Raw genomic sequence first — 20747 nt, 5'->3', positions numbered from 1 at the left:
GGCCCCCTCCTGATTTACTTGGCGTATGGCTTCACGCAAGGAACAGAAGGAGGCGGCCCGCCAGCAGCGCTTGGCCGCACAGCAGGAGGCGGCCAGCAGGGCCGCGCGCACGCGGCGCATCCAGATCCTGGGTGGGGCGGTGGTGGTGGCGGTCGCGGTCGTGGTCGTGGCGATCGCGCTCTCAGCGGGCGGCGGCAAGGCCGTCAACGTCAACAGCCCCGAGGCGAAGACGGCACAGACGCACGTAAACGGCCTGTTGGCCGGCATCCCGCAGTCGGGCGAGACGCTCGGCAAGCCCAGTGCACCGGTGACGATCACCGAGTACGGCGACCTCGAGTGCTCGGTCTGCGACGTGCTGGCGACGCCGACCAGCTTCACCAACCCTGAGAGCGAGCAGGGGTCGGGCTGGCTGGACAAGCTGATCACCGACTACGTGCGCCCCGGCAAGGCCAAGCTCGTCTACAAGTCGCTCGAGACCGCCTCGAGCCTGAACCCTGACAAGAGCGCGTTCATGCAGCAGCAGGTCGCCGCCTACGCCGCCGGCCTGCAGGGCAAGGGCTGGAACTACATCGAGCTGATGTACAACGAGCAGGGACACGAGGCGACCAACTACGTCACCGAGAGCTACCTGGAAGGGCTCGCCAAGCAGATCCCGGGCCTCAACTTCAAAAAGTGGATGGCCGACCGCAAGCTCGCGAGCCTGAAGCGCGAGATCAACGCTCAGAACCAGCAGGGCATCACGGTCAGCCAGGGTGGCTCCACCCCGACGCTCGTGATCAGCGGCCCCAAGGGCGTCGCCAACGCGATCATCGGTCTGCCGCAGAAGGGCTACAGCGCCTACGTGAGCGCGATCAACTCGGTGCAATAGCCGCGCCGACGGCGTGAAAGCCGCCGTCGACATGCAGGATCTCACCCGAGATCCCGCGCGCGAGCTCAGATAGCAGGAAGCAGACGGGCCCCGCGATGATCGCGGGGTCCGTTATGTCCCAGCCGAGCGGCGCCCCCTGCTGCCAGAGCGCGGCCAGCTGTTCAAAGCCGGGAATGTCGCGCGCGGCGACGGTGCCGAGCGGCCCCGCGCTCACGAGGTTCACGCGGATGCCACGGGCGCCCAGATCGCGTGCCAGGTAGCGTGACACCGACTCGAGCGCCGCCTTGGCGACCCCCATCCAGTCATACACCGGCCAGGCGCGCGAGGCATCGAAGTCAAGGCCGACGATCGATGCGCCTGGCGGCATCAGCGGCGCGAGCGCCGCCGCGAGCGCCTTGAGGCTGAAGGCGCTCGTTTGAAAAGCGGTCAAGGCGCTCGCGGCGGGCGTGGTCATGAAGCGCCCGCCGAGCGCGTCTGCGGGTGCGAAGGCGATCGCATGCAGCACACCGTCAAGGCCGCCCCAGCGTGAGCCGATCTCCGCCGCGACGGCCTCCAGGTCCTCGGGCCGGTTGACGTCAAGCTCGAGCACATCCACGGGCGTATCGAGCCGCGCCGCGGCTCGCTCGGTCAGCCGCCGCACGCGGCCGAAGCTCGTCAGCACCACCTCGGCGCCCTCCTGCTGCGCGCGCGCCGCGACGTGAAAGGCCATCGAGTCCTTGGTGATGACCCCGGTGATCAACAGCCGCTTGCCGGCCAGCAGGCCGGCCATCAGATCCCACCGCCGATCATCCCCGGCCCCTGATCACAAGCGAGACGTTGTGCCCGCCGAAGGCAAACGAGTTTGAGATCGCAGCCGGGGCGCCCTCGCCAGCCACCACCAGCTCGCGGGCGTTGTTGGGCACGTAGTCGAGGTCGAGCTCCGGGTCGGGAACCTCGTAGTTGAGCGTCGGCGGCACGACGCGCGCGTTCAGCGCCTGCACGGTCGCGACCGCCTCGATCGCGCCGGCGGCGCCGAGCAGATGCCCGGTGGCCGACTTGGTCGAGGAGACCGGGATCCGGTAGGCGTGCTCGCCGAGCGCCAGCTTGAGCGCCACGGTCTCGGCTGCGTCGTTGAGCTCGGTGGAGGTGCCGTGCGCGTTGACGTAGCTGACCTCGCCCGGCGTCAGGCCGGCATCGTCGAGCGCAAGCTTGATCGCCTGGGCGGCCGGGCGGCCGGTGGGCTCCGGTGCGGTCAGGTGGTGGGCGTCCGAGGTGGAGCCATAGCCCGCCACCTCGCCGATGATCGTGGCTCCGCGCGCGAGTGCCTGCTCGTACTCCTCGAGCACCAGCACACCGGCCCCCTCGCCCATGATGAAACCGTCGCGGCGCGCGTCAAACGGACACGAGATGCCGATCTTGGACAGCGCCGACATGGTGTTGAAGGAGCCGAAGCCGAAGTCGGTGAGCGTCGCCTCGGCGCCGCCGGCGATGACCGCATCCGCATCTCCGTACTGGATCATGCGGGCGGCCAGGCCGATCGCGTGCCCGCTGGAGGCGCAGGCGGAGGCGACGGCGAAGGACTGGCCCTGGATGCCGTGGCGCATCGAGACCGCCGCCGCAGCGGCGTTCGGCATGTACATCGGGATGCCCAGCGGCGAGATCCGTGTCGGGCCCTTCTCGCGCATCACGTCGAGGTTCGCCTGCACGGTCGTGAAGCCGCCGATCCCGGTCGCCATCACGAGTCCGACCCGCATCGGGTCATAGGGGCTGCCGTCGGACCAGCCCGCGTCGCCGATCGCCTCATCGGCGGCGATGACGGCGAACTGGGCGAAGCGGTCAAGCCTGCGGGCCTCCTTGACCGAGAGATGCTCAGCCGGGTCGTAGGCGTCACAGTAACCACCGGCCTGACCGTCGCGCACGCTGACGCCGCTGATACCCCGGGCCCAGCGCTCATGCAGGTAGCGCGCACCCACCCCAAGCGGGGTGACCGCACCGATCCCGGTTATCACAGCTCGACGCTTGTCAGCCATCGCGGCGCCTTCAGTCCCTGAGCGCGGCGCGCCTAGTTGGCGCGCTCGGTGATCAGGTCAACCGCCTCGCCGACGGTCTTGAGCTCCTTCATGTCCTCGCCCTTGAGCACCACGCCGTACTCGTCCTCCACGATCTGGGCCAGCTCGACCAGGTCCAGCGAGTCGATGTCGAGCTCCTCGAAGGTGGACTCCGGCGCGATGTCGGCGGCGTCCGGGCCAAAGCTCGCAAGCGCCTCGACGACCCGCTCCTGCACCTGCTCCTTGGTTACTGCGCTCATCTGCTCCTCTTTCGTTTCATTCGGGTTCACGGCAGCCGGAGCGCTCAGGCCCCCAGCCCGCCATCGACTGTAAGCACCGCGCCGGTCACGTAGCTCGCCTGCCGCGATACGAGAAAGCGTACGCAAGCTGCCACCTCTTCGACATTGCCAGCGCGCCTGGCAGGGATCGCCGCGAGCAGATCCGGTCCGATCAGCTCGCTGGTCATGTCCGTGGCGATGAAGCCCGGGGCGACGGCGTTCACCGTCACACCCCGGCGCGCGACCTCCACGGCGACGGTGCGCGTGAACTGCACCAGCCCCGCCTTGGCGGCGGCGTAGTTGGCCTGGCCCGGGTTCGCCCGCAGCGCGCTGACGGAGGCGATGTTGACGATCCGTCCGACCCGCGCGCGCATCATCCCCTTGAGCGCTCGCCGCGTGAAGCGAAACGCGCCGGTCAGGTTGGTCGCGATCACCGCGTCCCACTCCTCATCTGTCAGCGATGGCGCGAGGTTGTCGCGGGTGATACCGGCGTTGTTGACGAGCGCCAGCACCGGCACCCCCAGCCGTTCCTCGGCCTGCGCGAAGACCAGCTCGGGTACCTGTGGGTCAGCCACGTCCCCCTGCAGCGCCACGGCACGACCGCCCGCTGCCTCGATCGCTGAGACGACCTCGGCGGCCGCCTGTGCGCTGCCGTTGTAGTTCACCGCAACCGGCCAGCCTTCCTGGGCGAGCGCGCGCGCGATCGCGGCGCCGATCCCGCGCGAGCCGCCGGTGACCAGGGCACAGCCGGCCGGCGGCCAGGCCGGCGCAGACCCGAGCTCAGACACTGGCGAGCTCGACCTCTTTGAGGGTGCGCTTGGCAAGCCCGGTCAGCACCTTGCCGGGGCCAACCTCGACAAAGCGCCGCACGCCGCGTGCGTGCAGGTAGAGCAGCACCTCGCGCCAGCGCACCGGTCCGATGAGCGCCTCGACCAGCCGCGCGCGCACGTCGTCAAACGGCATGGCGGTGACCGCCGAGACGACGGTCACCGCGGTGGGGCGAAGCTCGACACGGTCAAGTGCCTGCCTGAACGGTGCCACGGCCGAGGCCATCAGCGGTGAGTGAAAGGCGCCCGTCACGGGCAGGATCATCGCCCGCAGGCCGATCGCGCGGGCTGTCGCCTCCGCCGCCGGCAGGGAGCTGCGCAACCCCGAGAGCACCACCTGCTGGGGGGAGTTGTCGTTGGCGACCGCCAACCCGTGCGGCTGCGCCACCTCGCTGGCGCGGGCCGCGGCCTCGGCGCCGAGCAGCGCGATCATGCCGCCGTCACCGGCGGTCTCGCCGGCCTCTTGCATCAGGCGGCCGCGCAGCGCCACGAGCTCCAGCCCGTCGCGCTCTGAGAGCGCGCCGGCCGCGACCAGCGCGCCGATCTCCCCGAGCGAGTGCCCGGCCATGTAACTGGCCGCCGCCCGCGTCGCAGCGTCGAGCGCGCCGTAGCCGGCGAGACTTGCGCAGAAGATCGCCGGCTGCGCGTAGGCGGTGCCGTGCTCGACCTGCAGGAAGGGATCCTCGCCCACCACCTCGCACGCCAGCGCGAGCAGGTCGGGGCGCAGCTGCGCGACCGTGTCGCGCATGTCTTCGGTCTGGCTTCCCTGACCGGGAAACATGAGAGCGCTCGTCATCACCATCACCGTACGTGTCCGTGGAGATGCAGGTTACGCGACCGCGCGCGCTGGCCCCCCGTTCGGGGGAGGCACGACGGCACGCGGCACCTACCGTACGCCGGCCGGCTCACCCAGCGAGTAGCGGCGGCGGATGCTGTAGAGCGTGGTGCGCTCGGCCGCGGGACGGCCGGCCGAGTGGGCGGCGGCCACCAGATCCTCTGGGTCGAGCTTGACGCCGTGGTAGGAACCGGCCAGGCGGCTGATCGACTCCTCCATCAGCGTGCCGCCCAGGTCGTTGACGCCCCAGCGCAGCGCCTCGGTCGCAGCGTCGAGCCCCATCTTCACCCAGCTTGCCTGCAGGTTTCTGATGCTGCGCCCGAGCGCCAGGCGGAAGACAGCGGTGTGCTTGAGGTTCTCCTCGGGGCTGATTTCCTCGATCCCGTGGGTGCGCCCGAGCAGCGTCTGGAACGGTATGAAGGAGAGCGGCACGAACTCCGTGATCCCACCCGTGCGCTCCTGCAGGGCCCGTACCACCCGCACGTGCTCGGCCAGCTCCGCGGGCTCCTCGATGTGGCCGAACATCACGGTCGCCGTGGAGCGCAGGCCCGCGCGGTGCGAGGCCTCGATGATCTGCACCCAGCGGGCGACCGGCAGCTTGTTGGGCGAGATCCGCTCGCGCACCCCGTCGTGCAGCACCTCGGCGGCGGTTCCAGGCGTCGAGCCCAGACCGGCGTCGCGCAGCCGCACAAAGACCTCGTCGGGCGAAAGACCGGAGATGTCGCACATGTGCGCGATCTCCATCGGCGAGTACGCGTGCAGGTGCAAATCGACCCCAAGCCGCGCCCCCTCCTGCTTGGCGAAGCGCAACCAGTGCAGGTAGGTGTCGAGCGTCCAGTCCGGGTGGATGCCCGATTGGATGCACAGCTCGGTGGCCCCGAACGCCACCGCGTCGGCAATACGCGCGGCAAAGTCCGCCTCCGAATGCTCGTAGGCGTCGGGTGAGCGCTTGCCCTGTCCGAAGCCGCAGAACGCGCAGCCGACGGTGCAGACGTTGGAGACGTTGATGTTGCGGTTCACGACGAAGGTGACGGTCTCCCCCGCCAGCTCGGCGCGCAGCGCGTCAGCGGCCGCCCGGAGCTCCTCGATCACCTCGGGTCGTTCCTCCGCAAACAGGGCGGTCAGCTCCTCGCTGTCCAGACGCTCGCCGCGGGCGCCCTTCTCGATCGCCCGTCCGGCCAGGTCCGGGGCGATCACCAGCTCGCTGCGCCGCCCCGAGCCGCGCCGCGGGATGAACGACCAGTAGCTGGTCTTGATCACGTCCAGCACGCCCTGCGCGACCCAGGCCTGGTCGATGAACTCCGGGTAGACGCAGAGCCGCTCAGACAACGCGTAGCCGTCCTGTGCGAGGCGTTTGCGCACCTGCGCAGGCGACGGGAAAGGGTGCTCAGGGCTGATGTGATCGCCGTTGGCCGACAGGCCGCCGAGGTCTGTGGCGCCCGCCGCCACGAGCTCGGGCCACCAGTCCGACAGGTTCGGCGGGACCTGGATGCCGACGCCGGGCAGCCGCGCGTGGGCATGGGCCACCAGGTCGCGCAGGTCGTCGAGGGTCACCTCGCACGCCCACGGCGGCGCCGCCAGCTCGGGCGCGGCGCCAATCCCGGTGCGCCAGTACCGAGCGGCCGCGTCGGTGGCGATCTGTGCCGGCTCGCGGCCGTAGTAGCTCTGGTGCGGAACGAAGTTCTGGATGATGATCTCCTGCAGATGGCCGTGCGCCGCGTGCAGGTCCGCCAGCGCATCGATCGCGGCGAAGCGCTCCTCCGGGCGTTCGCCGATCCCGACGAGGATGCCGCTGGTGAAAGGGATACGCAGCTCACCGGCGGCCGCGATCGTCTCAAGGCGTGCCTGCGGGTGCTTGGTCGGCGAGCCCTGGTGGGCGATCAGCTCGGCGTTGACTGACTCGAGCATCAGCCCCTGCGATGCGGTCACCTCGCGCAGCCGCGCCAGGTCCGTGGCGCTCAGCACACCGAGGTTGGTGTGCGGCAGCAGGCCACGCTCGAGCGCCCGCTCGCAGACCCACACGACGTAGGCCACGAAGTCCTCGAACCCGAGCGCTGAGAGCCGTTCCCGCACGCCCGCGTTGACCTCCGGACGCTCGCCGGTGAGCACCAGAAGCTCCTTGGCGCGATGGCGCGAAACGGCGCGGTCAAGCAGCTCGAGCACCTCCTCAGGCTCATGCAGGTGCGTCCTGTGGGTCGCAAACGCGCAGTACTTGCAGTAGCAGCGACACGTGCGCGAAAGCGACAGCGTGACGTTTCTTGAGAATGTGACGCGGCGGCGCACTGAAGCTCAGATTCTAGGAGGTGCCTATCCTCGGCCGAGCATGAGAACCAAACGCACACTGCTCGCCCTGGTCGCAGCGCTCGCGCTCAGCGCCGGCGCGGCCGCCAGCGCCACCGCCACCGCCAGCCGGCTTCCGACGGCCTCGCTGATCCTCGACTTCACGCCCAACGCGATCCACACCGGCATCTACACGGCGCTCGCACGCCACTACGACACCGCCAACGGCATCCACCTGCAGGTTCGCATCCCCGGCCAGAGCACCGACGCGATCGCGCTGCTCACCGCCGGCCGTGTGCAGTTCGCGATCCTCGACATCCACGACCTGGCGATCGCCGACGAGCAGGGCCGGCACCTGGTCGGGATCATGGCGCTCGAGCAGCAGCCACTGGCGGCGGTGATCGCCCAGCCGCGCTACCGGAACCCGCGCGAGCTCGACGGCAAGACGATCGGCGTGACCGGCGACCCGAGCGACCTGGCGGTGCTCGACTCGGTCGTCGCAGGCGCGGGCGGCAAGCCGCGGACGCTCAAGACCGTGACGATCGGCTACAACGCCGTACCCGACCTGCTGTCCGGCCACGTCGCGGCCGCAACCGCGTTCTGGAACGACGAGGGCGTGCAGCTCTCCCACCAGCACCCTCCGTTCAACGTCTTTCGCGTGCAGGACTTCTGCGCGCCGTCCTACCCGGAGCTGGTGCTCACCACAACCGCATCGCTGCTGAAGCGCGACCCTGGCCTGGCACGCGCGGTGGTGCACACGCTGGTTGACGGCTACCGCTTCGTGCTGCGCCACCCGGTGGCCGGCGAGCACTATCTGGAGTCACAGGTCAGCGGCCTGTCGAGCAGGGCCGTCAGCCAGCAGCTCAAGGTGGAGCTGCCGGCGTTTCTGCCACGTGGCGGTGGCCCCTATGGCGCGCTCAAGCACAGCGTGCTCAGCCGCTGGGCGAGCTGGGAGGTGCGCTTCGGGATCGTCAAGCGCCGCCCCGACATCGCGACGATGTTCGACCCGAGCTTCGTGCCACGCTGAGGCGGCGCTACTGCGCCCTCAGAACCCGGAACTCCTCGCGCACCGACTCGGTGCGGCCCCACATCGGCACCACCTCGACGCGACCGGTGCGCGTCTCGCGCAGTGCCAGCTCACCGTCGATGCCCGCGTCATCAAGCAGCGTCAGCGCCGCGTGCACCGCCGGCACCGAGGCGGCGTGGCCGAAGCGATGGGCGACCCGCAGCCGCCAGTGCCAGTCACGCCGGGAGTAGGGCTGGGCGTTGCAGGTGACAAGCAGAGTGGCGGCCTCGACGTAGCGGCGCTCGTCGAAGATGCGCAGGTCGAACTCCAGGTAGCTCCAGTCGTCAGGTAGCGACTGCACCAGGTCGGTGAAGGTCTGTGCCAACGCCATCGCCGCGAACACTAGCGAGCCGCCACGCCGCGCGCCTCACGGCTGTGTCACGCTTGGTCTGCATGGGCACGATCACAGGCTTCGAACGGGACTATCGCGTAGCCACCGAGTCGGTCGGCCTCCTGGACCGCTCGCAGCGTGGCAAGCTCGCGCTCACCGGCCAGGGCGCCAAGGAGTTTCTGCAGGGCCAGCTCACTCAGGACATCCTCGCACTCACCCCCGGCCACGGCACCTACGCCGCCTTCCTGACAGCGAAGGGCAAGATGCTTGGCGACGTGCGCGTGCTGAACGCCGGTGACGAGCTCCTGCTCGACACCGAGCGCGTGGCGCTGCAGGCGCTCTTCAACCTGATCCACCGCTATCGCCTGGGCTACGACGTGGAGCTGCACAAGCGCACCCTGGAGAGCGGCCTTTATTCGCTCGTCGGCCCGCTGGCCGACGAGCTCATCGCCGGCGCCGGTACGACGCTCGGCCCCACCGAGCACGATCACGCGCCGGTGTCGCTCGGTGCTGTCAGCGTACGGGCGATCCGCACCGACCTGGGCGTGGACCTGCTGTTCGCCTGCGAGCATGGCGACGCCGTGCGCGGGGCCGTGCTTGCGGCCGGTGCCGCGGCGATCGACGAGCAGGCCGCGGAGACGCTGCGCATCGAGCGCGGGCGCCCGCGCTACGGGATCGACCTGGACGAGAGCGTCATTCCCCAGGAGGCAGGGCTCAACGAGCGCGCCGTGTCGTTCACCAAGGGCTGCTATGTCGGTCAGGAGACGGTCGCGCGCCTCTACTACAAGGGCAAGCCCAACCGCCAGCTGCGGGGCCTGCGGGCGACCGAACCGCTCGCGCCCGGCACCGAGCTCTCGCTGGAGGGACGCGTCGTGGGCACCGTCACGAGCGCTGCCGTGTCTCCTCGCCTCGGTCCGATCGGCCTGGCACTGGTGCGGCGCGAGGCGCCGGTCGGCAGCACCATCGCGGCTGGCCCCGGGGTTGAGGCCGTGGTCAGCGAGCTGCCGTTCCTTTAGGCAGCTCTAACCTGCCCTTAGCCGTCAGCGACCGCGCGAGCGCCTACCATCGGTGGTGTCAAAGGAGAGGTTAAGGAGCAGCTCGTGAACACGATCGCCCCCGATAACGATGTCCTGCGCCAGCTGGAAGCCGAGACGCAGCGCGCCTGGACGCAGTACTACCAGGACCTGCATGACCTGACCGGCGCCGATTACGAGCGCGTCGAGCTCGAGTCCTGGGAGACGCTCCAGGTGGAGCTCCGGCAGATCGACCTGCGGCGGCGCCGCTGCGTGTAAGATCAGGCCTCGACATGGCCAAGGGCGTGATGCACATTCAGTGGTACGCAACCGTGCTGCGCGGCGACATGTTCGTGGACGGGGTCGTGCGGATGGCCGCGCCGGCGGCGCTCGACTACGGTGCCACCCGCTATGCGGTGCACCGCTCGCGCGATGACCAGTACCGGATCCTGCAACAGATCTGGTTTGACTCCAAGGACGACTGGTACCGCTACTGGGAGGGCCCCGAGATGCGCGAGTTCCGCGCCCGCTTCTCGGGCAAGTACCAGGTGCCGATCACCTACGTCTGGCACGACGAGTACGCGGCTGAAGAGCTGCCCCGGGACAGCAGCGATCAGGCGTCTGCGCCCGAGCCGGTCCCTGCCGCGGGCGTCTGAGCCACGCGCAGCGCCAGCGCCAGCCAGAAGCGCCCGTCAGGGTCATCCAGCTGCGCTCCGAAGAGTTCGCGCAGGCGCTCGACCCGGTAGCGGACGGTCTGTGGATGCACACCGAGCCGGGCGGCGACCGCCGCCAGCCGTCCCTGCTCGTCAAGCCATACCGCAAGCGTCGTGGTAAGCCGCTCGCGCCCACCGGCAGACAGGTCGCCAAGTGGCGCCAGCTGGGCGGCGGCGAACTCGGCCGCCAACACCGGGTCGGCGGCGAGCAGCAGCTCACCGGTGTGCTCGTCGGCGCTGACTAGCGGCTCCGCGCGGGCGAGCGCGAGCGCGAGCGCAGCTCGTGCTCGCGCAAAGCTGAGCGCGGCCTGGCGCCACGCGACCGTCGTCCCGACGCCTGCCCGAAAGCCCGCGCCGCGCAGCGTCGCCTCGATCTGCGACTGACGCCCAGGCGCCAGCGGATCCGGGACGATCAGGCACAGCACCTCGCCTGCACGCTCCGCGATCGCGCCGGCGGGAAGCCGCAGCGCCGTGCCGGCGGGCACCTCGATCGCCACCGCCGTGAGCTGGCGCGGCAGCTCCCAACCCGCCTCGCGGGCCGCCAGCTCAACCATCTCAAGCTCGGCCGGCGGGTCGCGCACCAGCAGCCTGACCAGGCGCCTGCGGGCCATCTCGAGCTCGCCCGCGCTGCGCGTCTGCTCGAGCGCATAGCCCTCCGCCGACTCGGCCGAGAGCACGTCGATGTAGGCGAAGATCGACTCGGCCAACAGGTAGAGGGTCGCGGGCGCAATGCCCCGCTCCTCGCAGGCCCTCGCCACCCGCCGCCAGGTGACCCGAGCGCCTGCACGGTAGGCGCCAAGCAGAGCGTCCAGACTGCGTCCCGCGCGCATCTCGCCGCGCCCCAAGCGCCGATAGACATCCGAGCGGGGCACCGGCCCACCCGCCTCGATCTCCAGCACCAAATGCGTGAGCGCCGCCTCAACACCAGCGCGCACACCGACGCCGAAGTCGCCCTCGAGCGGGCGCTGGTAGGCCGGGATCGAGCCGACCGCGGCGATGATCTCGTCGGCGAGCGCGGGCAGCAGCGGCCTGATCGCCTGCGCCACCTCGCCTGGCAGCTCATGCCAGGGCTGCGAGGCCGTGCCCTAGCCCTCCTCGAGCGGCGCCATCGTGAGACCGGCGCCGTCAAGGTTGGCCCAGTGGGTCTGGGCGTCGTCGCGCCCCCCGCTCCACACGATCGCAACACCGTCGTTGTGGATGCGATCCGCCAGCCGGTAGCCCTGGGCCAGCGTCACCCCCGGCAGATACGTGGCCAGCGTCTCAGCGACGTGGTCGAAGGTGTTGTGGTGGTCGTTGAGCACCACGACCCGCCACTGGCCGCCGGTGCCGCCGCCCGGCACGCGTGCACTTGGCAATTCCACGGTCTGTGACATCGGCGGCAACAATAACGTCATTCTGGCTGGCGGTGAAGGGTGCTCCGGTCCCAGTAGCGCCGCAAACCGGCGTAGGACTGGTCGATCGGCATGGCGGCGAGGAACGACTGGAGCTGATCCGCGCTGACCGCCGAGCGAACGTCCTGCTCGACATCCGCAACCCAGGCGTCACGGTCCTGCGTGCGGGCCGACCGCGCCCAGCGATCGAGTCGCCCTTCGAGCTCTGAGAGCTGCCGCTCGACGTCGTCGTAGGCACCGAAGTGGGTGAGTGCCAGCCGCTGCGGCCGCTGCGCGCGGATCAGCTCGATCGAACGGTGCCAGGCCTCGATGTCGATGTCAGGCGGCGGCGTCGGCGGCAGCGTCGGCGTCGCGCTGTCGATCCGCACACCGGCGACGTCACCGGCGAACGCGGTGCCCTCGTGCATATAGGTGACGTGGTGCTTGGCGTGGCCCGGGGTGTACAGCACGTCAAAGCGATCGGCGCCGACCTTGATCGTCTCGCCACCACTCAGGATCCGCAGGCGCTCCTGCGGCACCGCCACGAACTCGCCCCAGAGCGAGAGCATGTTCTGCTCGCCGTAGAGCTGTGCGGCGCTCGCCCACAACCGCGTCGGGTCGACCATGTGCGGCGCGCCACGCTCGTGCACATACACCTCGGCCTGCGGGAAGCGCGCCGCGAGCGTGCCGGTACCACCGGCGTGGTCGAAGTGGATGTGGGTCAAAAGCAGCGCCCGTGGCTCGAAGCCGTCGAGCTGTGCAAGCACGTGCTCGAGCGCGAGCGTCGGCCCCGGGTCGATCAGAACATCCCCCACCTGCCAGCAGCAGATCCAACGGCGCCGACCCAGATGCTGGGTGTCAATTGCGCGCATTCAGCGCCGCGGTGGCCTCGCCGTCGCTCGGGAAGCGAGCGGCGGCCTGATCGGCCAGCTGGATGAGCTGACGGGCAAGGTCGCGCGCGTCGGCAACGATCCGCTCGCGCTCACCCCAGATGCGATCCGTGTCCAGGTCTAGCTCGTGCACGCGCTGCTCCGCCACGGCGGTAACGTGCGCGGCCTCGCGCTTGGCGCGGGCGCGCTCCTCGGCGGCCTCCCGCTCCGCCTCTGCGACGATCTCACCAGCGGTGTCGTGGGCCTGCTTGAGCACGCTCACGACCTCGGCGCCCACCCGTTCAAGTGCCTCTCGGACCGCGTCATCGGGCCCGTGTTGCAGGTGCGCCTGAAGCTGCGCCTGAAGTTCACGGATCTGGCGCTGCAGCGTTGCCACGTAGGCGTCCACATCCTCGCGCTCGTAGCCGCGGCGAGCGAGCTTGAAAAGCGACTCCCCGCCCCTGGTCAGCTCTTCACTCATAACCTCACAGGCTAACCGTTCGCGCAGCGGAATGGTGAGCGCGCCGGCCACGCCTACAATCGATCGTCTGAAGATGTCAGCGAGCGAGCCTCTGATCGACGGCCACGGTCGGCTGATCTCCGACCTGCGGGTGTCGGTGACCGACCGCTGCAACTTCCGCTGCCAGTACTGCATGCCGGCCGAGGGCCTGCCCTGGCTCGAGCGCGCCGACGTGCTGAGCTTCGAGGAGATCGCGCGCCTGGTTGCCCTGTTCGCGAGTCTGGGCGTGCATGATCTCCGGCTCACAGGCGGAGAGCCACTGGTGCGCCGCGACTTTCCCCGCCTGCTGGCGATGCTGGCGGCCACCGAGGGCCTGCACGAGGTGGCGATCACGACCAACGGCTACCTGCTCGAGCGGGACGCGGCGGCCCTTGTAGCCGCCGGCCAGCGGGCCGGCGGCGCAAAGCTGCGCTTCAACGTCTCGGTCGACTCGCTGCAGCGCGACCGCTTCTACGCGCTCACCCGGCGCGACGCGCTCGCCCAGGTGCTGCGCGGGTTGGAGATGCTCGCGCAGTTTCCGCAGGCGCACCCGATCAAGGTCAACGCCGTGGCGCTGCGCGGCTTCACCGAGGACGAGGTGCCGGCCTTCGTGAAGCTGGCGCGCACCCATCCGTATGAGGTCCGCTTCATCGAATTCATGCCGCTGGATGCCGACCGCGCCTGGAGCTCAGAGCGGGTGCTGAGCGGCGCCGAGCTGCACGCGCTGATCGACGCGCTGCATCCGCTCGAGGCGCTTGAGCGCGAGCCGAGCGCCACCGCTCGCGTCTACCGCTTCGCCGACGGCAGGGGACGCATCGGCCTGATCAGCCCGGTCAGCGAGCCTTTCTGCTCCGACTGCAACCGCATCCGGCTGACCGCCGACGGCCGCCTGCGCACCTGCCTGTTCTCGCTGCGGGAGACCGATCTGCGCGGGCCGCTGCGAGCTGGCGCCGACGACGCCGAGCTCGAGCAGATCATCCGCGAGGCGGTCTGGCTCAAGGAGCTCAAGCACCACATCGGTGAGCAGGGCTTCACCCAGCCTGAGCGGACGATGTCGGCGATCGGCGGCTGAGCGTCCAAGCGACGGCGCGCGTCTAGAATCGGGCCGATGGAGCGCTCAACCGAGGTTCGCAGCTGGCTTCGCTGCTACCGCTGCTGGTCACAGAACCTCGAGGTCCAGCTGCACTACGAGGGGATTCACCGCATCGACCCCGAGACCGGTGAGCGCACCGAGGTCGTCGACGAGATGCAGGAGGCGGTCGTGCAGTGCCTGGAGTGCATGCACGACCAGCCGCATCTCGGCTTTCACAACGGCCGCGTGGAGCCGATCGAGGACCGCTGGGAGCGGATGATCACGGGCACGCCGTGGATCGCCTCGTGCACCGTCACGGTGGGCGCGGACGAGGTCGAGACCTGCTCGGGCCCCGACGCCGGCGATGCGCTCTCCTACGCGGCCTTCGGCGACCATGGCACACGCGAGTTCTTCACCCACGTGCGCTTCCACAAGCACGACGATGAGCGGATCGTGGTGCACCTGCTGGTCGAGCTCTACGCGCGCAGCGCCGAGGAGGCGACCGAGGTGCTGGAGCAGGCGGCCCGCGGCACGCTGGCCATCACGTCACTGGCGGAGGAGTCGCGTCCGCCGGCTTCGACCGGTCGCAGCACACACTGACGAGCACCAGCGCCAACGCGACCGGCACGGTTGCGGGCAGCTCGTAGACGACCAAAAACAGCAGGTCAAAGCCGCTCGCGACCGCGAGCGTCACGGCCGCCGCCAGGCGCTGGACGCGGGGGCGGGGTGCGAGCGCCCCGCCGAGCAGCGCAGCCACGAACAGATCGCCGTAGCCGAGCGTCATGCTGCCAAACTGCTCGCTCTGCAGCTGCGGCAGGCCGCCGCCGGGCCGAGCCGCCACGAGCACCGCGTTGGGGGCCTGCAGCTGGGCGGAGGCGACCAGCCAAACATCGGCTGCCGACATCGCGAGGATCCCGAGCTTCAGCCACCGTGACGGTGTCACGGCCGCCAACAGGACGCCGAGCGTCACGCAACTCAGGGCCGAGAGCAGCGCCGCAGCCGCCTCGCCGACGAGGCTCGCAGGTGCAAGCCAGGCCACGGCAAACAGCACCGGCGCAAGCGCAGCCAGCCACGGTCTGGCGCCGCGCGCCAGCCAGCCGAGCGCCAGGGCTGCCAGGATCGGCACCGCCACCAGCGCCAGATAGGTGAGCCAGGTGGCGGTCGCCGAGGCGTAACGGATCGCGAAGATCACGCCCACGATCGACGCCACCGGGATCAGTGCCCAGCCCCGCCCGCGCAGCCACCGCAGGCGCGTCTGCCAGGTCGCGTCAAGCGGCCGGGGTCCGGCGACGACGCCGGCCTGCAGGGCGAGCAGGCCGGCGTCGGATGGGATCAGTGCAAGCGTGGCCGCTCAGCCCAGGCGTTGCTCGAGCTCGCTGAGCTGGTCGGCGAGCTCGGCCGGCAGGGTCCCGGCGAACTTTGCGTAGTGGGCGTGAATCTGGGGGATCTGCTGCTTCCAGCCCTCGGCGTCGACCGCCAGGAGCTCCGCCAGCGCGGACTCGCTGAGCCCCAAACCGCTGACATCGATGCCGCCCTCGCCAAGCGGCGGCAGCAGGCCGATCTCGGTCTCCACGGCCGCGGCGCTGCCCTCGCAGCGGCCAAAGATCCACGCGAGCACGCGCGAGTTCTCGCCGAAGCCGGGCCAAAGGTAGTGGCCCGAGGCGTCCTTGCGGAACCAGTTGACATAGAAGATCTTCGGCAGCTGGACGCCCTCGCGCGTCTCGAGGCTGAGCCAGTACTGCCAGTAGTCGCCCATGTTGTAACCGCAGAACGGGAGCATCGCCATCGGGTCAAAGCGCAGCGTGCCAACCGCTCCGGTGGCAGCCGCGGTGGTCTCCGAGGACATGATCGAGCCGAGGAACACCCCGTGGCGCCAGTCGCGCGCCTCGTGTACGAGCGGCACCACCGTCGCTCGTCGCCCGCCAAACAGGAAGGCGTCGATCGGAACGCCGGCCGGGTCCTCCCACTCGGGGGCGATCGACGGGCACTGCGCCGCGGGGGTGGTGAAGCGCGAGTTGGGGTGCGCGGCCGGCGTCCCGCTCTCCGGAGTCCAGTCCTCTCCGCGCCAATCGGTCGCGTGCGCCGGCGGCTGCGCGGTCATGCCCTCCCACCAGACGTCGCCGTCGTCGGTCAACGCGCAGTTGGTGAAGATCGTGTTGCCAGCCGTCATCGCGAGCGCGTTGGGGTTGGATGTCGCGCTCGTGCCGGGCGCAACGCCGAAGAACCCGTACTCGGGGTTGACCGCGCGCAGGCGTCCATCGGCGCCGAACTTCATCCAGGCGATGTCGTCGCCGATCGTCTCGACCTTCCACCCCGGCAGCGTCGGCACGAGCATCGATAGGTTGGTCTTGCCGCAGGCGCTCGGGAAGGCCCCGGCCACGTACCGGACCGACCCCGCAGGCGAGGTGAGCTTGAGGATCAGCATGTGCTCCGCCAGCCAGCCTTCGGAGCGTGCCATGACCGATGCGATCCGCAATGCGAAGCACTTCTTGCCGAGCAGTGCGTTGCCGCCGTAGCCCGAGCCGTAGGACCAGATCTCGCGGGTCTCCGGGAAGTGAACGATGTACTTGTTCTCGGCGTTGCAGGGCCACGGCACATCCTCGGCCGGCGACTGCAGCGGCATGCCGACCGAGTGCACGCAGGGGACGAAGTCACCGTCGTCACCGAGCGCGTCGAGCGCAGCCTGGCCCATGCGGGTCATGATCCGCTGCGAGACGACCACGTAGGGGGAGTCGGTCAGCTCGACGCCGATGTAGGAGATCGGCGAGCCCAGCGGCCCCATGCTGAACGGCACCACGTACATCGTGCGCCCGCGCATGCTGCCCTGAAAGAGTCCATGCAGGGTCTCGCGCATCTGGGCGGGATCGACCCAGTTGTTGGTCGGGCCGGCGTCCTGCTCACGCTCGCTGCAGATGAACGTGCGGTCCTCGACGCGCGCGACATCAGCCGGGTCCGAGAGCGCCAGATATGAGTTCGGCCGCCTGTCCGGCGACAGACGCACGAAGGTGCCGGCGTCGATCAGCTCCTGCGCGAGCCGGTCGTACTCCGCCTGCGAGCCGTCGCACCAGTAGATCTCGTCGGGCTGCGTGAGCGCCGCGACCTCATCAACCCAGGCGCGGAGTCCTGCGTGGCTGGTCCGGCCCTCCTGCTCATTAACGGTCTGTGTCATGTCCGGGTCCTGCTCCTTCCCGCTGCTGCTCTCCGTCGAGATCAATTAACCCCGAAGTCGCACGGACGCTGCTGCGTTCGTGCGCATCGGCACATTCAGAGGTGCTGCGGCCCTTGGGCGGGCGCCGTGTGGCATACGGCATGCTAACCGAGGTGCCCGCATAAACAAAACGTGAACAGCCCCGGGCCAGACGGTTTCGATATGAGAGTTATGCGACGGCGCGGGGCCACCGCCGCCACAGGCGGGCCACCGCCGCCTCGGGCCGCGCGCGATACTGGGTCGAGATGAGCGCCTCACTGGCCTTTGAGTGCATCGACGTGCAGCTCCAGGAGCGCGTCGCCTGGATTACCCTCAACCGCCCTGGCTCGCTGAATGCGTTCACGCCCCAGATGGCCCACGAGCTGCTGGCCGCGCTGGAGCGCGCGGAGCGTGAGCCGCAGGTGCGAGCGGTCGTGCTGCGCGGCGCCGGGCGCGGGTTCTCCTCGGGGGCGGACCTCAGGCAGGTGGCAGCCTGGGGCGCGGACGGCGGCGCCGACCTGCTGACACCGCTGCGCGAGGTCTTTCACCCGCTGATCCTGCGCACCCGCACGCTCTCAAAGCCGGTGATCGCATCGGTTCACGGAGGCGCGGTCGGCTTCGGCTGCTCGCTTGCGCTCGCCGCCGACATCGTGCTCGCCGACGCCGGCGCCTACTTCCTGCTCGCATTCGCGAGCGTCGGCCTGGCGCTCGACGGCGGCTCCTCCGTGCTCGTCGCGGCGCGCGCCGGGCTCGGGATCGCCACCGAGCTGGGCCTGCTGGCCGAGCCGCTGGAGGCGCAGCGGGCGACCGCCTGCGGGCTGGCAAATCATGTCTACGCCGATGCCGAAGCGCTGGCGGCCGCCACCGCGGCGTTGGCAAACCGGCTGGCGCACGGCGCCCCCGGCTCCCACGCGGCGATCAAGCAGGCGCTGAACCGTGGTGTCCTGCCGCAGCTAGAACGCCAGCTGGAGCTCGAAGCCGAGCTGCAGCAGCAGCGCGCACAGTCGGCCGACTTTGTCGAGGGCGTGCGGGCATTTCTGGAAAAGCGCCCCGCGAGTTTCACCGGAGAGTGAGGAGACACAGATGAACCTGGCAGCAATACTGAGCGACGCCGCGGCACAGGGCCCCGAGCGGCTTGCGGTCAAGCTGGACGACTACGAGCTGAGCTACGGCCTGCTCGAGCAGGCCGCGATGCGGCTGGGGGGCCTGTTGCGCGCACACGGCCTGCAGCCGGGCGACCGTGTGGCGCTGATGCTTCCCAACGTGCCCTATTTCCCGGCGATCTACTACGGCGCCCTGGCGGCGGGGGCGATCGCGGTCCCGCTCAACGTGCTCAACAAGCGCCGCGAGGTCGAGTATTACCTGCGCGATTGCGGCGCGAAGCTGATGTTCGTCTGGCACGACTTTGCCGGCGAGGCGCAGCCGGCCGGCGCGGCCAGCGGCTGTGAGACGATCAGTGTCGTCCCGGGCGAGTTTGAGCAGACACTGTTCGCATCTGAACCCGCCGAGGGGCCGATCCCGCGCGAGCCGGATGACACCGCCGTGCTGCTCTACACCTCCGGGACGACCGGACACCCCAAGGGCGCCGAGCTCACGCACGCGAACCTGCTGAGCAACTGCGCCGCCTCGCGCGACCTGTTCGCACTCGACGCCGGCGTGGTCGTGCTCGGGGCGCTACCGCTGTTTCATTCCTTTGGACAGACCTGCGCGATGAACAGCTGTGTGCTGGCCGGCGGGCTGCTCACGCTGCTGCCGCGCTTTGAGCCGCGCAAGGCGCTCGAGATCATCGAGCGCGACCGTGTTTCGGTGTTCGTGGGCGTGCCGAGCATGTACGGGGCGATGCTCAACCTGCCCGACCGTGATCGCTACGACACCTCGGCGCTCAGAGTCTGCGGCTCCGGCGGTGCCTCCATGCCGGTGGAGCTGATGCGCGGCTTCGAGCAGGCGTTCGGCTGCGCGGTCCTCGAGGGCTACGGCCTGTCTGAGACCTCGCCGGTCGCCTCCTTCAACCATCCCGACCGCGAACGCAAGCCGGGGTCGGTCGGCACGCCGATCGCAGGGGTCGAGATGCGCGTTGTGGACGAGGCCGACCACGATCTGCCTGCGGGCGAGATCGGTGAGATCGTGGTCCGTGGCGCCAACGTGATGAAGGGCTACTGGAACCGCCCCGAGGCGACCGCCGAGGCGATGCGCGGCGGCTGGTTTCACACCGGTGATCTGGCGCGGGTCGACTCCGAGGGCTACTTCTTCATCGTCGATCGCAAGAAGGACATGATTATCCGCAATGGCTTCAACGTCTATCCGCGCGAGGTCGAGGAGGTGCTCTACGAGCACCCCGCGGTGCGAGAGGCTGCGGTCGTTGGCGTGCCGCACGATCAGTACGGAGAGGAGGTTGGGGCAGCGATCGCGCTCAAGCAGGACGCCTGCGCCACCGCCGAGGAGCTGCGGGGGTTCGTGCGCGAGCGCGTCGCCGCGTTCAAGTACCCGCGGCTGGTCTGGATCGTCGACGAGCTCCCGAAGGGCCCGACGGGCAAGATTCTCAAGCGCGAGATCAAACCGCCGGTGCAGGCGTGAGCGACGGTCCGTCACAGCTGACGGCCCGCGTGCAGATCCGGACCGCGAGCGACGCGGACGTCGAGCTGATCTTTGCGCTGATCAGAGCCCTGGCGGAGTACGAGCGGGCCCCCGACGAGGTCACCGGCAGCCCGGAGCAGCTGCGCCACTGGCTGTTTGGCAGCGAGCCCGCGGCCGAGGCGCTGATCGCGGAGGTGGACGGCGTCCCCGCTGGCTTTGCGCTGTTTCACGGCACGTTCTCGACCTGGGAGTGCGAGCCGGGGATCTGGCTTGAGGACCTCTTCGTGCTGCCGGAGCACAGACGCGCCGGAGTCGGTCAGGCGCTGCTGGCGCGGGTGGCCCGAATCACCCTGGAGCGTGGCCGCACGCGTCTCGGCTGGACGGCGCTTGACTGGAACCAGCCCGCCCTCGCCTTCTACCGCAAGCTTGGAGCGACCGTACTCGAGGAGTGGACCAACCACCGCCTGAGCGGCGCAGCGCTGGCGCTGGTGGCGGCGGCTGGCAGCGCAGATTAGAGGGTCCCCGGGCTGCCCCGGGGACCCTCCTTAGCAGGCCTGTAAGCCGGATCCTGTCTGGAGCAGCCATCCATCTAAAGCGGCCTACCCGAACCTTGGCGGGCAACCTACAAGCGGTTCTGCTCGGCCTTGCATCGGGTGGGGTTTACCTGGCCGCCGCGTCGCCGCGACGCCGGTGCGCTCTTACCGCACCATTTCACCCTTACCGGCCTCGTCAGCCCCGTCGTATCACGTCGAGACTTGCACCGAGGCTTAGGCGGTGTCTTTTCTGTGGCACTTTCCCGCGGGTTTCCCCGGGTCGGCGTTACCGACCACCCTGCCCTGTGATGTCCGGACTTTCCTCGAAGGCGCGTACACCTCCGCGGCTGCTCAGCCTGCGGTCCGCAGGATAGCGTCCAACCTCGCCGCGTCGATCGCCCGGAC

23 protein-coding genes and 1 other RNA gene are annotated in these 20747 nt (G+C 69.7%); 10 read left to right on the top strand and 14 right to left on the bottom strand.

Features of this window, described 5'->3' with window-relative positions; translation table 11 throughout:
* The first annotated feature begins 25 nt into the window (after window positions 1–25).
* Window positions 26–868 (top strand): thioredoxin domain-containing protein, encoded by an 843-nt coding sequence (locus M3M54_RS01495; RefSeq protein ID WP_249020426.1) that lies wholly within the window; start codon window positions 26–28, stop codon window positions 866–868.
* Here M3M54_RS01495 and fabI read toward each other — a convergent pair.
* The 6 genes from fabI to cofH all read right to left on the bottom strand — a co-directional run bounded on the left by fabI (window position 852) and on the right by cofH (window position 7118).
* Window positions 852–1637: an enoyl-ACP reductase FabI gene (gene fabI / locus M3M54_RS01490; protein WP_249020425.1), complete on the bottom strand. Its 786-nt coding sequence runs from the start codon at window positions 1635–1637 to the stop codon at window positions 852–854. The two genes, M3M54_RS01495 and fabI, sit on opposite strands and share 17 nt — an antisense overlap.
* Before the next feature lie 16 nt (window positions 1638–1653).
* Entirely contained in the window at window positions 1654–2877 is a 1224-nt protein-coding gene (locus M3M54_RS01485; RefSeq protein WP_249020424.1) for a beta-ketoacyl synthase, read from the bottom strand.
* Window positions 2878–2909: 32 nt separating this feature from the next.
* A complete protein-coding gene (locus M3M54_RS01480) occupies window positions 2910–3155 on the bottom strand; it encodes an acyl carrier protein (RefSeq protein WP_249020423.1) in 246 nt (81 codons plus the stop codon).
* Between the two features lie 44 nt (window positions 3156–3199).
* The gene (gene fabG / locus M3M54_RS01475; RefSeq protein WP_249020422.1) at window positions 3200–3961 is read right to left on the bottom strand and encodes a 3-oxoacyl-ACP reductase FabG; all 762 of its coding nucleotides are present in this window, start codon (window positions 3959–3961) and stop codon (window positions 3200–3202) included.
* The gene (locus M3M54_RS01470) at window positions 3954–4796 is read right to left on the bottom strand and encodes an ACP S-malonyltransferase (RefSeq protein ID WP_249020421.1); all 843 of its coding nucleotides are present in this window, start codon (window positions 4794–4796) and stop codon (window positions 3954–3956) included. The genes fabG and M3M54_RS01470 overlap by 8 nt, the downstream gene beginning before the upstream one ends.
* Before the next feature lie 90 nt (window positions 4797–4886).
* Window positions 4887–7118 (bottom strand): 5-amino-6-(D-ribitylamino)uracil--L-tyrosine 4-hydroxyphenyl transferase CofH, encoded by a 2232-nt coding sequence (gene cofH, locus M3M54_RS01465; protein ID WP_249020420.1) that lies wholly within the window; start codon window positions 7116–7118, stop codon window positions 4887–4889.
* Between the two features lie 40 nt (window positions 7119–7158).
* Between cofH and M3M54_RS01460 the strand changes: the two genes are divergently transcribed.
* Window positions 7159–8142, top strand: coding sequence for an ABC transporter substrate-binding protein (locus tag M3M54_RS01460; protein ID WP_249020419.1), 984 nt, complete (start codon window positions 7159–7161; stop codon window positions 8140–8142).
* Window positions 8143–8149: 7 nt separating this feature from the next.
* On the opposite strand, the gene M3M54_RS01455 is transcribed toward M3M54_RS01460, so the two are convergent.
* Window positions 8150–8512, bottom strand: a complete 363-nt coding sequence (locus tag M3M54_RS01455; protein ID WP_249020418.1) for a hypothetical protein — start codon at window positions 8510–8512, stop codon at window positions 8150–8152.
* Window positions 8513–8574: 62 nt separating this feature from the next.
* Between M3M54_RS01455 and M3M54_RS01450 the strand changes: the two genes are divergently transcribed.
* From M3M54_RS01450 to M3M54_RS01440, 3 genes are all read left to right on the top strand, one after another.
* A complete protein-coding gene (locus tag M3M54_RS01450) occupies window positions 8575–9528 on the top strand; it encodes a folate-binding protein YgfZ (RefSeq protein ID WP_249020417.1) in 954 nt (317 codons plus the stop codon).
* Window positions 9529–9612: 84 nt separating this feature from the next.
* Entirely contained in the window at window positions 9613–9804 is a 192-nt protein-coding gene (locus M3M54_RS01445) for a hypothetical protein (RefSeq protein ID WP_249020416.1), read from the top strand.
* Window positions 9805–9818: 14 nt separating this feature from the next.
* Window positions 9819–10181, top strand: a complete 363-nt coding sequence (locus tag M3M54_RS01440; protein ID WP_249020415.1) for a hypothetical protein — start codon at window positions 9819–9821, stop codon at window positions 10179–10181.
* Here the strand turns inward: M3M54_RS01440 and M3M54_RS01435 are convergent.
* From M3M54_RS01435 to M3M54_RS01420, 4 genes are read right to left on the bottom strand one after another with little or no spacing between them, the layout of a single operon-like run.
* Entirely contained in the window at window positions 10139–11284 is a 1146-nt protein-coding gene (locus tag M3M54_RS01435; RefSeq protein ID WP_249020414.1) for a CdaR family transcriptional regulator, read from the bottom strand. The two genes, M3M54_RS01440 and M3M54_RS01435, sit on opposite strands and share 43 nt — an antisense overlap.
* 39 nt (window positions 11285–11323) lie before the next feature.
* Window positions 11324–11611, bottom strand: a complete 288-nt coding sequence (locus M3M54_RS01430; protein WP_249020413.1) for an ATP-dependent Clp protease adaptor ClpS — start codon at window positions 11609–11611, stop codon at window positions 11324–11326.
* A gap of 17 nt (window positions 11612–11628) precedes the next feature.
* On the bottom strand, window positions 11629–12423 hold the full coding sequence (locus M3M54_RS01425; protein ID WP_249020412.1) for an MBL fold metallo-hydrolase: 795 nt from the start codon (window positions 12421–12423) through the stop codon (window positions 11629–11631).
* Window positions 12424–12466: 43 nt separating this feature from the next.
* Window positions 12467–12958, bottom strand: coding sequence for a hypothetical protein (locus M3M54_RS01420; protein ID WP_249020411.1), 492 nt, complete (start codon window positions 12956–12958; stop codon window positions 12467–12469).
* A gap of 73 nt (window positions 12959–13031) precedes the next feature.
* On the opposite strand from M3M54_RS01420, the gene moaA reads away from it, so the two are divergent.
* Entirely contained in the window at window positions 13032–14048 is a 1017-nt protein-coding gene (moaA, locus tag M3M54_RS01415; RefSeq protein ID WP_249020410.1) for a GTP 3',8-cyclase MoaA, read from the top strand.
* A gap of 36 nt (window positions 14049–14084) precedes the next feature.
* Window positions 14085–14648, top strand: coding sequence for a hypothetical protein (locus M3M54_RS01410; protein ID WP_249020409.1), 564 nt, complete (start codon window positions 14085–14087; stop codon window positions 14646–14648).
* Here M3M54_RS01410 and M3M54_RS01405 read toward each other — a convergent pair.
* Together M3M54_RS01405 and M3M54_RS01400 are read right to left on the bottom strand one after the other, a co-directional pair.
* The gene (locus M3M54_RS01405; protein ID WP_249020408.1) at window positions 14590–15258 is read right to left on the bottom strand and encodes a hypothetical protein; all 669 of its coding nucleotides are present in this window, start codon (window positions 15256–15258) and stop codon (window positions 14590–14592) included. The two genes, M3M54_RS01410 and M3M54_RS01405, sit on opposite strands and share 59 nt — an antisense overlap.
* 141 nt (window positions 15259–15399) lie before the next feature.
* On the bottom strand, window positions 15400–17217 hold the full coding sequence (locus M3M54_RS01400; protein ID WP_249020407.1) for a phosphoenolpyruvate carboxykinase (GTP): 1818 nt from the start codon (window positions 17215–17217) through the stop codon (window positions 15400–15402).
* Between the two features lie 284 nt (window positions 17218–17501).
* Between M3M54_RS01400 and M3M54_RS01395 the strand changes: the two genes are divergently transcribed.
* From M3M54_RS01395 to M3M54_RS01385, 3 genes are read left to right on the top strand one after another with little or no spacing between them, the layout of a single operon-like run.
* Window positions 17502–18308 (top strand): enoyl-CoA hydratase/isomerase family protein, encoded by an 807-nt coding sequence (locus M3M54_RS01395; protein WP_249020406.1) that lies wholly within the window; start codon window positions 17502–17504, stop codon window positions 18306–18308.
* A gap of 10 nt (window positions 18309–18318) precedes the next feature.
* On the top strand, window positions 18319–19809 hold the full coding sequence (locus M3M54_RS01390; protein WP_249020405.1) for a long-chain fatty acid--CoA ligase: 1491 nt from the start codon (window positions 18319–18321) through the stop codon (window positions 19807–19809).
* Window positions 19806–20324 carry a GNAT family N-acetyltransferase gene (locus M3M54_RS01385; RefSeq protein ID WP_249020404.1) on the top strand — a complete coding sequence of 173 codons (519 nt, stop codon included), beginning with the start codon at window positions 19806–19808 and terminating at the stop codon, window positions 20322–20324. Before M3M54_RS01390 ends, M3M54_RS01385 begins: the two co-directional genes overlap by 4 nt.
* 29 nt (window positions 20325–20353) lie before the next feature.
* On the opposite strand, the gene rnpB is transcribed toward M3M54_RS01385, so the two are convergent.
* Window positions 20354–20702, bottom strand: an RNA gene (gene rnpB, locus M3M54_RS01380) — RNase P RNA component class A.
* Window positions 20703–20747 lie beyond the last annotated feature (45 nt).

The sequence above is a fragment of the Conexibacter sp. S30A1 genome (genome assembly GCF_023330665.1).
Classification (GTDB): domain Bacteria; phylum Actinomycetota; class Thermoleophilia; order Solirubrobacterales; family Solirubrobacteraceae; genus Palsa-465.
Note: the sequence above shows the minus strand (reverse complement) of the source record. Positions and strands in the feature narration are given on the sequence as shown.

Excerpts from the sequence above, each read along its gene's own strand:
- M3M54_RS01495 (WP_249020426.1), top strand. The coding sequence starts at position 26 with ATGGCTTCACGCAAGGAACAGAAGGAGGCGGCCCGCCAGCAGCGCTTG.
- fabI (WP_249020425.1), bottom strand. The coding sequence starts at position 1,637 with ATGGCCGGCCTGCTGGCCGGCAAGCGGCTGTTGATCACCGGGGTCATC.
- M3M54_RS01485 (WP_249020424.1), bottom strand. The coding sequence starts at position 2,877 with ATGGCTGACAAGCGTCGAGCTGTGATAACCGGGATCGGTGCGGTCACC.
- M3M54_RS01480 (WP_249020423.1), bottom strand. The coding sequence starts at position 3,155 with ATGAGCGCAGTAACCAAGGAGCAGGTGCAGGAGCGGGTCGTCGAGGCG.
- M3M54_RS01470 (WP_249020421.1), bottom strand. The coding sequence starts at position 4,796 with ATGACGAGCGCTCTCATGTTTCCCGGTCAGGGAAGCCAGACCGAAGAC.
- M3M54_RS01460 (WP_249020419.1), top strand. The coding sequence starts at position 7,159 with ATGAGAACCAAACGCACACTGCTCGCCCTGGTCGCAGCGCTCGCGCTC.
- M3M54_RS01455 (WP_249020418.1), bottom strand. The coding sequence starts at position 8,512 with ATGGCGTTGGCACAGACCTTCACCGACCTGGTGCAGTCGCTACCTGAC.
- M3M54_RS01450 (WP_249020417.1), top strand. The coding sequence starts at position 8,575 with ATGGGCACGATCACAGGCTTCGAACGGGACTATCGCGTAGCCACCGAG.
- M3M54_RS01440 (WP_249020415.1), top strand. The coding sequence starts at position 9,819 with ATGGCCAAGGGCGTGATGCACATTCAGTGGTACGCAACCGTGCTGCGC.
- M3M54_RS01430 (WP_249020413.1), bottom strand. The coding sequence starts at position 11,611 with ATGTCACAGACCGTGGAATTGCCAAGTGCACGCGTGCCGGGCGGCGGC.
- M3M54_RS01420 (WP_249020411.1), bottom strand. The coding sequence starts at position 12,958 with ATGAGTGAAGAGCTGACCAGGGGCGGGGAGTCGCTTTTCAAGCTCGCT.
- moaA (WP_249020410.1), top strand. The coding sequence starts at position 13,032 with ATGTCAGCGAGCGAGCCTCTGATCGACGGCCACGGTCGGCTGATCTCC.
- M3M54_RS01410 (WP_249020409.1), top strand. The coding sequence starts at position 14,085 with ATGGAGCGCTCAACCGAGGTTCGCAGCTGGCTTCGCTGCTACCGCTGC.
- M3M54_RS01400 (WP_249020407.1), bottom strand. The coding sequence starts at position 17,217 with ATGACACAGACCGTTAATGAGCAGGAGGGCCGGACCAGCCACGCAGGA.
- M3M54_RS01395 (WP_249020406.1), top strand. The coding sequence starts at position 17,502 with ATGAGCGCCTCACTGGCCTTTGAGTGCATCGACGTGCAGCTCCAGGAG.
- M3M54_RS01390 (WP_249020405.1), top strand. The coding sequence starts at position 18,319 with ATGAACCTGGCAGCAATACTGAGCGACGCCGCGGCACAGGGCCCCGAG.